The 12,022-nt window shown below is 57.4% G+C and carries 14 protein-coding genes; 7 read left to right on the top strand and 7 right to left on the bottom strand.

Annotated features, from left to right (window positions below):
* Nucleotides 1–61 precede the first annotated feature (61 nt).
* From HMPREF9371_RS00210 to HMPREF9371_RS00185, 6 genes are all read right to left on the bottom strand, one after another.
* Nucleotides 62–994, bottom strand: coding sequence for an MlaA family lipoprotein (locus tag HMPREF9371_RS00210; RefSeq protein WP_009117751.1), 933 nt, complete (start codon nt 992–994; stop codon nt 62–64).
* Nucleotides 991–1,281 carry an STAS domain-containing protein gene (locus HMPREF9371_RS00205; RefSeq protein ID WP_009117750.1) on the bottom strand — a complete coding sequence of 97 codons (291 nt, stop codon included), beginning with the start codon at nt 1,279–1,281 and terminating at the stop codon, nt 991–993. Before HMPREF9371_RS00205 ends, HMPREF9371_RS00210 begins: the two co-directional genes overlap by 4 nt.
* Before the next feature lie 4 nt (nt 1,282–1,285).
* Nucleotides 1,286–1,879 carry an MlaC/ttg2D family ABC transporter substrate-binding protein gene (locus HMPREF9371_RS00200; protein ID WP_040659871.1) on the bottom strand — a complete coding sequence of 198 codons (594 nt, stop codon included), beginning with the start codon at nt 1,877–1,879 and terminating at the stop codon, nt 1,286–1,288.
* Nucleotides 1,880–1,955: 76 nt separating this feature from the next.
* Nucleotides 1,956–2,453 carry an outer membrane lipid asymmetry maintenance protein MlaD gene (mlaD, locus tag HMPREF9371_RS00195; RefSeq protein ID WP_009117748.1) on the bottom strand — a complete coding sequence of 166 codons (498 nt, stop codon included), beginning with the start codon at nt 2,451–2,453 and terminating at the stop codon, nt 1,956–1,958.
* Nucleotides 2,454–2,459: 6 nt separating this feature from the next.
* Nucleotides 2,460–3,236: a lipid asymmetry maintenance ABC transporter permease subunit MlaE gene (gene mlaE, locus HMPREF9371_RS00190; RefSeq protein WP_009117747.1), complete on the bottom strand. Its 777-nt coding sequence runs from the start codon at nt 3,234–3,236 to the stop codon at nt 2,460–2,462.
* 3 nt (nt 3,237–3,239) lie between these two features.
* Entirely contained in the window at nt 3,240–4,040 is an 801-nt protein-coding gene (locus HMPREF9371_RS00185; protein ID WP_040660536.1) for an ABC transporter ATP-binding protein, read from the bottom strand.
* A 370-nt stretch (nt 4,041–4,410) separates the two neighbouring features.
* Between HMPREF9371_RS00185 and HMPREF9371_RS00180 the strand changes: the two genes are divergently transcribed.
* Both HMPREF9371_RS00180 and HMPREF9371_RS00175 read left to right on the top strand, forming a co-directional pair.
* Nucleotides 4,411–4,848, top strand: coding sequence for a type II toxin-antitoxin system RatA family toxin (locus tag HMPREF9371_RS00180; protein WP_009117744.1), 438 nt, complete (start codon nt 4,411–4,413; stop codon nt 4,846–4,848).
* Nucleotides 4,841–5,125: an RnfH family protein gene (locus HMPREF9371_RS00175; RefSeq protein ID WP_009117743.1), complete on the top strand. Its 285-nt coding sequence runs from the start codon at nt 4,841–4,843 to the stop codon at nt 5,123–5,125. The genes HMPREF9371_RS00180 and HMPREF9371_RS00175 overlap by 8 nt, the downstream gene beginning before the upstream one ends.
* A 277-nt stretch (nt 5,126–5,402) precedes the next feature.
* Here the strand turns inward: HMPREF9371_RS00175 and aroA are convergent, their stop codons facing one another.
* Nucleotides 5,403–6,695: a 3-phosphoshikimate 1-carboxyvinyltransferase gene (gene aroA / locus HMPREF9371_RS00170; RefSeq protein WP_009117741.1), complete on the bottom strand. Its 1,293-nt coding sequence runs from the start codon at nt 6,693–6,695 to the stop codon at nt 5,403–5,405.
* A gap of 211 nt (nt 6,696–6,906) precedes the next feature.
* Here aroA and HMPREF9371_RS00165 point away from each other — a divergent pair, with 211 nt between their 5' ends.
* The 5 genes from HMPREF9371_RS00165 (at nt 6,907) to HMPREF9371_RS00145 (ending at nt 11,948) form a co-directional block, all read left to right on the top strand.
* Entirely contained in the window at nt 6,907–7,872 is a 966-nt protein-coding gene (locus HMPREF9371_RS00165) for a histone deacetylase family protein (protein ID WP_009117739.1), read from the top strand.
* Nucleotides 7,873–8,464: 592 nt separating this feature from the next.
* Complete coding sequence (locus HMPREF9371_RS00160) at nt 8,465–9,079, top strand: hypothetical protein (protein WP_156786954.1); 615 nt, start codon at nt 8,465–8,467, stop codon at nt 9,077–9,079.
* Nucleotides 9,080–9,221: 142 nt separating this feature from the next.
* Entirely contained in the window at nt 9,222–9,860 is a 639-nt protein-coding gene (locus tag HMPREF9371_RS00155) for an SgcJ/EcaC family oxidoreductase (RefSeq protein WP_009117736.1), read from the top strand.
* 53 nt (nt 9,861–9,913) lie between these two features.
* Nucleotides 9,914–10,924, top strand: coding sequence for a Rieske 2Fe-2S domain-containing protein (locus HMPREF9371_RS00150; RefSeq protein WP_009117735.1), 1,011 nt, complete (start codon nt 9,914–9,916; stop codon nt 10,922–10,924).
* Nucleotides 10,925–11,030: 106 nt separating this feature from the next.
* The gene (locus HMPREF9371_RS00145; RefSeq protein WP_009117734.1) at nt 11,031–11,948 is read left to right on the top strand and encodes a fatty acid desaturase; all 918 of its coding nucleotides are present in this window, start codon (nt 11,031–11,033) and stop codon (nt 11,946–11,948) included.
* Nucleotides 11,949–12,022: the final 74 nt, after the last annotated feature.

The following is a 12,022-nucleotide window of genomic DNA, read 5'->3' as shown; positions in this document are numbered from 1 at the left end:
CTACGCCTTGAACTGCATCCGCATCTGGAGGTTTGGCAACGGCCTCAGGCTACCTGAAAACTCACTCTGCAGACAAAACGGTGATGTGTATGGTGTTCGGCGGCAAATCGCGGATCACGATGCTGTCCCGCCCGTCTGCCGGTTCGGCGGGGGCGGCGGACTCTGCTGCCTGAGCTTCGACAGAGGGGGCATCTCCGGCCTGAGCCTGCGGCAACGCCTCGCTTTGGACCGCGCCGGCAGCAGAGGAATCAACAGGCTGAGAGTCGGCCGCCCCTTCCTCTTCAAAGGTCGGTACGTAATCGTCGCTGCCCGGCAATTCGCTGCCCACTTGGCGGGCGCGGGCGGCCATGAACGCATCACGCACATAAGCGTAACGGTCGATGGCGGCCTGCTCCACGCCATCCGTCAGCTCCAACAACTTGGCGCGCGTGTCCACGGTTTTGAGGCCGACGGCGGTCCAGCGGGTGGGCGCGTGGGTAAACACGACGCCTTCGATCGGATACAAATTGCTGATGGTGGTGCCGACCGCATCGCGTACCGTGCTCGGCCCCAACAGCGGGTAAACAAAATAATTGCTATTTTTCCAACCCCAAGAGGCAAAAGTGTCGCCGAGGGTGGTTTTGTGGTTCGGCATCTGCGCCGCTCCGGCAATGTCGATCAAACCGCCGAAACCGAGCGTACTGTTCAGACCGAAGCGCACCAAATCGGTGCCGGCTTTGGCGATATCGAGGCGCAACAGATTGTTGCCCGCACTCACCAAATCACGCAGATTATTGAAAAAATTGCCGATGCCGCTGCGCACAGGCTGTGGCGTCACCGCACGGTAGCCGCGCGCCACCGGCGAGAGCACGGCGCGGTCCACCGCATCGTTCACGCCGAACATAAAACGGTTATAGCCCTCATACGGATCGTAAGCCACCCCTTCGGCCCAAACCACCGGCGACGCAGACAAACTGCCGCACAACACGGCCAGCGTCAAAGTCCTGTTCATCATGTTCTTATCCAATCATCCACTTCGTACAGTTCCGCCAGCAGGGTCACCGCGGCCGGCAACCGGTGAAACGAAACGGCGGCGCCATTCTTCTCCCCACAGCGCAAAGCAACCGCCAACAGCGACAAGCAGGCCGAATCCGCTTTGACGACGCCGGAAAAATCCACACGGACCTCGTTGCCGAGCGCCGCCAGCTGGCGACAGTAATTGCGGTAAAGCGGCGCGGTCACGGTATTCACCGTTACCTCGCCGCCCACATAAACCGTGTGCTCACGACATTCCGTCTGCATCGGTTTAAGCGCCGTTTTTGCTGCGCAATTCTTCAATCAAACCATCGATGCCTTTTTGGCGGATGGTGTTGTTGAACTGCTGGCGGTACACCGTCACCAAACTGGCGCCGTCCACGGCCACATTATAAACACGGTATTTGTTGCCGCTTTGGTACATGGTGTAATCCATCACCACTGCTTTCCCGCCGGCGGAAGGGGTGATGTCGGCCGTCACAATCACGCTGCGGCCGCGTACCACCGCATTGGGGCGGATGTTCACGCGCGCATTCCGGTATTCCAACATGGTGCCGGAGTAGGTACGGATCAGCAGGGTTTTGAATTGCTCGGTCAAGGCCGTTTTCTGTGCCGCGCTGGCATTGCGCCACGGGCTGCCCACCGCCAGTTCGGTCATGCGGGCAAAATCAAAATAAGGAATGGCGTAATTTTCTGCCTGGCGGCGTACTTGGTTGGCATTCCCGCCGTTGGCGCGGCTGAGGATGTTCAACACCTGGGTGCTGTTTTCCTTCAGTTGGTCCACCGCCTGCTGCGGGGTGGCAAAGGCTAAGCCGATGCTCAAAATGCCCATACTCAGGGCGGAAACAAAAGCGGATTTTTTCATTTGGTGTCCTTTCTTCTTTTTTCTCAGATCTTCTTGGATGTGCGCGGGCCGATTCTCAGCCGTGGCTTGTGATGCCTTAAGGTTGTTCGGCGGCGGCTGGCGGATTCGGCGCCGCATTTTTTTCGGCGAAACTGGTCATCAGTTTGCCGATTAATTGCTCCAGCACCAAAGCGGAACTGGTGATTTCAATGGTATCGCCGTCTTTCAATTCCACCTCGTCAGCACCCTGCTGCAGGCCGATATACTGCTCGCCCAACAGGCCGGAAGTGAGGATTTCAGCCGAAACATCGCTGCTGAAACGGTATTCGCTGTTCAGTTCCAGCATCACTTGCGCCTGATAGCTTTGCGGATCCAAACGGATGCCGGACACCCGGCCGACCACCACGCCGGAAGCCTTCACCGGCGCTTTCACTTTCAAGCCGCCGATGTCGGAAAAATAGGCGGAAACCGTGTAGGCCGAGCGGCTGCCGCCGAAAGCCTGCCCACCGGCTACGCGGAAAGACAGAAACACCACGGCCGCAATGCCCAGCGCCACAAACAACCCCACCCACAATTCCAATGTGCTTCTTTTCATTTCAGTTTATCCGGTAAACATAACGGCAGTTAAAACAAAGTCGAGCGCCAACACCGTCAGCGCGGAACTGACCACGGTGCGCGTGCTGGCACGTAAAATACCTTCCGGCGTACTTTGGCAATGAAAGCCCTGATACACCGCAATCAGCGCCACCGCCGTGCCGAACACCAACGATTTGATCAAGCCGTTGACCACGTCATACGTCCAATCGATATTGCCCTGCATCTGCGACCAGAAAATCCCGGCATCCAGGCCCAAATATTTCACGCCGATCAGATAGGCGCCGTAAATCCCGGCCACATTGAAGATGGAGGCCAACAGCGGCATCGACAATACCCCGGCCCAAAAACGCGGCACCACCACCCGCGCCACCGGATCCACCGCCATCACCTTCATCGCTTCCAGCTGCTCGGTGGTTTTCATCAAACCGATTTCACTAGTCATCGCGCCGCCGGCCGAGCTGGCAAACAGAATCGCCGCCAACACCGGCCCCAATTCGCGCAGCAGCGAAGCCGCCACCATATAGCCGAGCACGTCGGCCGATTTGAATTTGGCCAGCTGGGTATAGCCCTGCAAACCGAGCACCATGCCCACAAACAGGCCGGACACCGCAATAATGACGATGGAGAGCACGCCGGAGAAATACATTTGGCGGATGCCCAAGCGCAAGCGCGGCAACAAGGTGCCGGAGCGGGCCAGCACCGAGAACAGAAACAGCGTGGTGCTGCCCAACTCCTGTAGAAAAGCCAAGACCTTGCGGCCGATTGTGCGAAAGAAATCCATGGCCTACCGTTTCAGCAATGTGTGTTGCAAACTGTTTTCCGCCGGATAACGAAACGCCACCGGGCCGTTGGGCAAACCGTTGACAAACTGGTGTACCCAGGGCGAATCCATGTGCCGCATTTCTTGAGGGCTACCTGAAAACACCACCTCGCCGTGCGCCACGAAAATCACCTGATCCACAATATCCAAAGATTGGCGGATGTCGTGGGTCACCATCACGCTGGTGGACTGCAGGGCACGGTTGATTTTGCTCACCAACTCGGCAATCACGCCCAGCGAGATCGGGTCCAGGCCGGTAAACGGCTCGTCATACAGCAACAGCGCCGGGTCGAGCGCAATGGTGCGCGCCAAGGCCACCCGCCGCGCCATGCCGCCCGACAATTCACTGGGCATCAGCTCGGCCGTGCCGTGCAGGCCCACCGCATTAAGTTTGAGCAACACCAAATCGCGGATCACTTCTTCCGGCAGGCGCGTTTGCTCGCGCAAAGGGAAAGCCACATTGTCGAACACCGTCAAATCGGTAAACAGCGCACCAAACTGAAACAGCACGCCCATGTTTTTGCGGTGCTGAAACAACTCATCCGCCGAAAAAGCGGCCAAATCGCGCCCGTTTACCAACACCCGGCCTTCCGTCGGCGCCACTTGGCCGGTGATCAGGCGCAGCAAAGTGGTTTTGCCGCTGCCCGAGCCGCCCATCACGGCGGCAAACGCGCCACGTGCAATCTGAAAATTCACATTTTTCAGAATCGGCCGCTCGCCGTAAGCGAAAGCGACGTCTTGCATCTCAATGAAAGGGGAAGTCATGGCGGGGAAACTGGCGGCGAAACAAACGAAAGGTTTCGGATTATAGGGAAAAACCGCCACCCCTGCCATTCTGCCGAGCAAAGACAGATTAAGTTTTGTTAAAAGCCGGCCCACGCCAAGCCCGGCCGCCTTTCAGGCTGAGACCTTTGCAAAACCCTCAGATGTGGATGCAGTTCAAGGCGCAGCAGCACAGCGAGCGTAGACATATCATCTAGATAGGCAAGCGAGCGAGCAGCGCACAACGCAGAAATGCGCCGCAGATGAGGGTTTTGCAAAGGTCTCAGGCTACCTGAAAGCCTTAGTCGGCGGCGGTGGATTCCTTACCGGACGGGCGATATAATGCCGCCTTTTCTGTTGCCGGAATTGCGTGATGTCGCTCAAAACCATAGAAAAAAACGTGCTGGTGCTGTACACCGCCGAGCAAATGTTCGAGCTGGTGGACCGGGTGGAGGATTACCCGCAGTTTCTGCCGTGGTACAGCAAAACCGAAATCATCTCGCGAAGTGGAAACGAGCTGCAGGCGCGACTGTTTATGGACTACATGAAAGTGCGCCAGTCTTTCGCCACCCACAACCACAACATCCCCGGCCGCGAAATCCGCATGAACCTGCTCGAAGGCCCGTTCAAAACCCTGCGCGGCACTTGGACATTCATCCCACTGGGCGACGATGCCTGCAAAATCGAATTCCGCCTGCAATACGAATTTTCCAGCAGCGTGCTCTCCGCCCTGATCAGCCCCGTGTTCAGCCACATCAGCGGCACGCTGGTGGACGCCTTCATCAAAGAAGCCGACAAACGCTATGCTTGACATCGAAGTGGCCTATGCCTCGCCCGACAAACAGCGCCTGCTGGCGTTTCAGGTAGCCTGCGGCACCACCGCCCGCCAAGCCGTGTTGCTGTCTGCGCTGGCGGCGGAGTTTCCCGATGTCGATTTTGCCGCCGCCCCCATCGGCATCTTCGGCAAAAAAGTGGCCGACGACACACCGTTGCGGCAGCACGACCGGGTGGAAGTGTACCGCCCGCTGCTCATCGACCCCAAAGAAAACCGCCGCCGCAGGGTGGCGGCCAAGCAGGCCGGCCAATAATGGCAATGCACTCAGGCTACCTGAAACCCGCTTTCAGGTAGCCTGAGACCTTTGCAAAACCTCGCGCCAACAAACAACCGGAACATCTTTCATGAAGGACTTGTCCCATAGTGCTCCCTTTCATTCGGGGGAGAAAATGGAACCATTAAAGCCCGGGGCTATGCACTTTGGCTTGACCCAAGCACAGCTGGCTCAATTTCAACACACGTTCCCGCACGAGGCGGGCACGGCCACTTGACTGCAAAGGCATTACTGAGCTGAGACCTTACGCCCGTCTTTACGCCCTCAAGCCGGCAAACAGCGAAAAATACTCGGGAAAGGTTTTGTTCACACATTGCGGATCGTTGATCACCACCGGCACGCCCAGCAGCGACACCAAAGAAAAACACATCGCCATGCGGTGGTCGTCGTAAGTGTCGATACGGGCGTCGGCCGTCAGCTGTGCGGGCGGCACAATGTGCAGCGCTTCCGCTTCTTCGCGCACTTCCGCGCCCAGTTTGCGCAACTCGGTAGCCATCGCGCTGATGCGGTCGGTTTCCTTCACCCGCCAAGAACCGATGTTGCACAAGGTGCAGGGCGCACCGCTGGCCAGCGCCACCACCGCCAGCGTCATCGCCGCATCGGGAATGTGGTTGGCGTCCAGATCAAACGGCTGCACGGCCTGGCCGGGGCGGCGGCTGACTTCGATAAAATGCTCGCCCCACACCACGTCGGCACCGATTTTTTCCAACTCGCGGGCAAAAGCCACATCGCCTTGGATGCTGTTCGCATCAATGCCACTTACCCGCACCGGCGTGCCCGCCAGAAAACCGGCCGCCAAGAAGTAGGACGCGCTGGAGGCGTCGCCTTCCACCTGCACCACCGCCGGCGCCCGATAGCGCGCGTTTTCAGGTAGCCTGAACAGCCGGTAATCCTCATGGGCTACCTGAACGCCGAAACGCGCCATCAGATTCAGCGTGATATCGATATAGGGCTTGGAAATCAGCTCGCCCACCACTTCGATTTCGGCCGCCCCGCCGCCCAGCGGCAAAGCCATCAGCAGCGCGGTGAGAAACTGGCTGGACACATTGCCCTTAATCGGAATGCGGCGGCTGCCGTCGGCGCGGCGCGGGCCGATGTGCAGCGGTGGATAGCCGTCCGTGCCGAGATAGTCGATCTGCGCACCGGCCACCTGCAAAGCTTCCACCAAATCGCCGATCGGCCGCTCGTGCATGCGCGGCACGCCGTGCAGGCGGTAATCGCCGCCCTGCAGGGCCAGCGCCGCCGTCAGCGGGCGGAAGGCGGTGCCGGCATTGCCGAGAAACAAATCCGCCTGAGTGGCCGGGAAGCGGCCGCCGCAGCCGTGTACGGTCACGCAGGTGTCGCTGTGCCGCTCCAGGCGCACGCCGAGCGCGTCCAGCGCATTCAGCATATGTCGGGTGTCGTCGGACTGCAGCAACGACTCGATGCGGCAGGCATTGTCCGACAAAGCGGCCAACAGCAAGGTGCGGTTGCTGATGCTTTTCGAGCCGGGCAGCGGCACGGTGGAAGGTTTCAATTCGGCGGCAGGCAGGCGGATGGAGTCGGTCATGGCACAAAAAAGCAGAATAGGAAAAGGCCGCATTATAAAGGCGGAACAGGCTACCTGAAACGCTTTCCTGCCGTTTGCCGGAGCCGTTTGACAAAAGACGGCTTTTTGCGCCGCCGCCCTTGCCCGCACAGCGGCACAGGCTTATGATGCGGGCGGAAGCCGCCCTTGGCAGGCGGCCCGCCGAACAAAAACAACAACAGGAGAACGCGCCATGTTCGAATGGTTGAGCCATTTTTCCAGCAGCATGGGCATGACGGCCTACATCACCCACCCGGCCTGCTTCGGTCACAATATGGGCGAAGGCCATCCCGAAGCGCCCGCCCGCCTGTCTGCCATCCGCGACCGCCTGATGAGCGCGCAGCTGTTCGATTTTCTTCAGGAAGTGGAAGCGCCCTTGGTGAGCGACATCCAGCTGGCGCGGGTGCACCCCACACGCTATCTCAACTATCTGGAATCGGTGCAGCCCGACACCGGCACCTACCGCGTGGATACCGACACCGCCATGAACAGCGGCACCCTCAAAGCCGCCCGTTATGCCGCCGGCGCGGTGGTGAAGGCGGTGGACATGGTGATGAACGAAGAAGTGCCCAACGCCTTCTGCGCCGTGCGCCCACCCGGCCACCACGCCGAAACCGAAAAAGCCATGGGCTTCTGCTTTTTCAACAACGTCGCCGTCGGCGCCATGCACGCGATTGCCGAATATCGTTTGGAGCGCGTCGCCATCATCGATTTCGACGTCCACCACGGCAACGGCACCGAAGAAATCTTCAAAGACGAAGACCGCGTGATGCTGCTCTCCTGCTTCCAGCATCCCTTCTTCCCCTATTGCGGCGACAAACCCATCGGCAGCAACCCCAACATCATCAACACGCCGATGAAATCGGGCACCCGCGGCGCCGAATTCCGCGACATGGTGAGCGAAGTCTGGCTGCCCAAGCTGCACGCCTTCGAGCCGCAACTGGTGTTTATCTGCGCCGGCTTCGACGCCCACTTGGAAGACGAAATGGGCAATTTCGGCCTGGTGGAGGCCGACTACAAATGGGTCACCCAGCAAATCATGCTGATCGCCCAGCTCTATTGCAACGGCAAAATCGTCTCCTCACTCGAAGGCGGCTACACCCTGTCGCCGCTGGCCCGCAGCGTGGCCGAGCATGTGAAGGTATTGGCCGGCGTTTAGCGGCCTGTTTATGTTTTCAGGTAGCCTGATTGGGTGCCGACAGGCTACCTGAACACTGCCGACTCCATAGACCAGAGATCACTTTATATCATTATTCTGGTACACATAATCCCAAAGGCTTATCTTTTGGTAGAGTTCGAAATGGAGTAACGAAAAATCATCACGATTTAGATATATCTGCTCCAACGGGAACCCATATTCAAGCTTGTCTGAATGAAACTGTTGTTACAGTTAATCAAAATGACGGAAATTGGGGAACATGAATAGCAATAGGGATTGGAAAAGGCGAATTACAGCGTTTCAACTAAAAGATTTTTGCGTTACGTTCATTTGAATAAAACGCCAGTATCTATAGGACAAATTATTAAATCAGGAGATATAATTCGGTTGAGCGGAAGCGCTGCAAATGCTGTAAACCAGCCTATAACTATAAAACTATAATAAGCTTAATAGCTAGACATTTGCATTTGGGTATTGCAAATATTAAAGACCCAAGAAGAGGGACAGCACAAAAAGAGAGCTCAGCATTTTATGTTAGATTAGCACCTCCCGATAAAGAGAAACAAGAAAACAACACTAAACAATGAGAGAGATGTTTATTATACAATTTATTTTACTTCTTCTTTTTTGTTCTTCTTGTAACCATAAAGAAAATTTTACGCCATATGAAGCAGATAAAATTAGATTAACCGAAAAGCAATCAATATCCCACATAAATAATAAAATAGGCTCTTTTTTTACATATGAAAAATGGAGTTCTGTTGATCCCAATGGAATTTATGAATTTTCTCAATTTTCGGTAGAACTAAAAAGTTATTTAGATGAGAAAGAAAATGTAGGAGGAAAAAAACTATATGCTAATAATAAAGAAATTGACTTGATCGTTACAGATGCTTATGTTTTAACACCTTTTTTATTTATTAGCGATACCGAAAAAATACTTCTTATTCAAGAAGAGGATGAAGAAGGAATTCATGGTTATCTATTATACTACTTTGTTAATGAAAGGTATGTGAGAAAAGAATATTTATCCATATCACCTGAAGATAACATTGAAATTCAGGATTTTATTAAATTTAAAAATGATCAAGATTCTATATTGGTTCTGATATTAACAGAAAAATACTATGATACAAAAACCGATAAGATAGAATTTTCAAATCAATATAATTTCCGTATTAATAAAATAACTGGAAATATAAAATAGACTCTTTTCATCAAAATAATGTTTACAAACATAATTTTCACGGGTTATGGAAAACAGATTGCGAATCAAAAGAAAGAAAAAGCTACTTATTATTTAATGATGAAAAGAGGAGTATTTAAATGTTTATAATAAGGTATATATCATGAACCGTTTATCCGCCCGCTGGCTGACCGGCCTCTTATTGTGCGCCCCGCTGCTGCCGCTGTCCGCCACCGCCCGGGCCGAAACCGCCGCTTCCGCACCTGCCGCCGCCATAACAGCGGCCGCCGACGAACAGCTGCACAACGAACTGCGCGCCCTGCGCGACACCATGCAAGACGCGCTTAACGCTCGCCGACTCGATACCCTGCTCAATAACGTCACCGACAATGTGGTGTTTTCCACCATGAACGGCGACCGCATCATCGGCAAAGACGGCATCCGTCAATACTTCCAACAGATGATGGAAGGAGACCGTGCGGTGGTGAAAAACGTCACCGCCGAATTTGAAGTGGAAGCCCTCTCCCACCTCTACGGCGGCGACACCGCCGTTGCCTTCGGCCGCAGCCGCGACCGCTACGAGCTGAACAACGGCGAAACGTGGACGGTCACCCCGCAATGGAGCGCCACCATGGTGCGCCAAGACGGCCGCTGGTTGATTGCCAACTTCCATTATTCGGTGAATATGTTCGACAATCCGGTGCTCACCGCCCAACGCAACTGGCTGCTGGGCGGCGGCATCGGCGCAGCCTTGCTGCTGGGCGGGCTGGGCTTCTGGCTGGGCCGCCGCCCACGCCGCTGATGTTGGCCAACGCTGCCCCACCACCCTCAAGGCTACCTGAAACCGACTGTTTGATGACTGCCCCTCTCTCCGCCCCGCCCGACCCCGCCGAACAATGGAAACACTGGCCGCACTGCTGGTATGTGGTGGCCCGCTCCGACCGCATCCGCTGCGGCGGCGTCATCAGCGGCTACTTAGGCGGACGGCCATGGGTGCTCTACCGCGGCGAAGACGGCGCGTTGCGCGCCACCGATGCTTTCTGCCCGCACATGGGCGCCCACCTGCAGCACAGCCGCGTGGCCGGCAACGACTTGCTCTGCGGTCTGCATGCCTGCCGCATCACGCCCGAGGCAGAACCCACACCGGCTAATACTTCCATTCAGGCCGGCTGCCGGCTGGCCGCCCGCTCTTGGCCCTGCCGCGAATACTGCGGCCTGGTGTGGCTGCATCCGCCCGCCGAACAGCCGCCGCCCCCGCCGTTTGCCGAGGCCGAAGCCGCCCACCATTGGCAAACCGCCGGCCCCGAGCGCATTGCGGCCGACTGGCGCGCCATGATCTGCAACGGCTACGACCTCGGCCACATGGTGGCCGTGCACCAGCGCGAAGTGGTGGGCGAGCCGGTGTTCGACGCCCTGCCCGACCGCACCCTGAAAATGACTTACCGCACCCGCGTGCTGCCGCGTGGCGGGCTATCCAGCTGGCTGATGCAGAAGCTCTCCGGCGGCTGTATCGACCTCGTCCACACCTGTGCGGGCACCGCCATCAGGGTGGAAAGCCGCGTCGGGCCTTTCCGCACCACCGGCATTTTCGCCCTGTATCCGCAAGACCTGCCCGACACCCCGCCCGAGGCGCGCCAAACACTGGCCTTTGCCGCCGTCGGCATCCCGCGCGGCGCGCGCTTCGGCCGCGTGCAGCTGTGGCTGGCCCGCAGCCTGTATCTGGCGTTTCTGAAAAAAGATTTTGTGGTGGTGGAACGCATGCGCCTGAAACTGGCCGGCATCACCGACCCCGGCGTCTGCGCCATCAGCGCTTATCAGGCCACGCTGGCCGCCATGGAAACCGAAACCGAGCCACCGCTGAGCTGATGCGGCCGCCCGATCCACCCAACCATCCACAAACGGCCCACCCTGCCGCTTTTTTGCTTTCAGGTAGCCTGTTCTCAGCCTTAGGCTACCTGAAACCCATCCGACTATGACCCCACCCCACCCCATTCCCGCCCAACGCAATCTGCTGATTCTCGCCGCCGCCAGCCTGCTCAACTTTGCCCTGCTGGCGCTGGCCGCCTATGCCCCGTGGCCAGTGGCCGTGCCTGCCGTGCTGCTGTTCGGCCTCAGTAACAACACTGTTTTCGCCCTGCTGCACGAGTGCGTGCACGGCGTTTTCTCGCCCCATCCCGCCGTCAACCGCTGGGCCGGCCGTTGGGCGGCGCTGTGGTTTCCCACCGGCTTTTCCGTGCAGCGCGCCTTCCACCTGCTCCACCACCGCCACAACCGTTCGCCGGCCGAGCAGTTCGACACCCAGCACCCCGAAGACATCCGCTGGCTCAAATACGCGCAATGGTATGCCATTTTTAGCGGACTCTATTGGCCGGTCAGCGTGTTCGGCGTACTGCTCTACGCCTTCACGCCGCCCTTTTTGCGCCGCCTGCTGAACCGGGCTTTCGGGCGGCAGGGCAGCGCACAAACCAGTGCCGAGCACTACATCGGCATTCTCGATTCGCTGCCCTTCTCCGCCCGCCTCGAAGTGTGGGCCGCCCTGCTGTTTCAGCTTCTGCTGCTGTGGGGCTTGGGTGGGGCCTGGGGCGCGTGGCTGGCCTGCTATGCCGCCTTCGGCTTTTTGTGGAGCTCGCTGCAATACACCGACCACGCTTTTTCCCCCTTCGACAGCCGCAACGGCGCGTGGAATCTGCGCGTACCCGCCTGGCTGCGTGCCGTCTTTCTCAATTACCACCTGCACTTGGCCCACCACCAGCACCCCGATGTGCCGTGGATTCACCTGCCCCGTTACGCCACGCCCGGCCCGCGCTTTATCGATGTCTGGCTCGCCTGCTGGCGCGGCCCGCAAACACCGGAACGCTTTCCGACATTCAAACAGTATCCGCCGCTGTAAACGCTTTCAGGTAGCCTGAAGCCAGAAAAACGGCAATCCAAATCTGATCAGGTGTGGATGCCGTGCAAAGCCTA

The sequence above is a fragment of the Neisseria shayeganii 871 genome, assembly GCF_000226875.1.
In the GTDB taxonomy this organism is placed as follows: domain Bacteria; phylum Pseudomonadota; class Gammaproteobacteria; order Burkholderiales; family Neisseriaceae; genus Eikenella; species Eikenella shayeganii.
The sequence above is the reverse complement of the archived record's forward strand: the minus strand, read 5'-3'. Positions and strand labels throughout refer to the sequence as shown.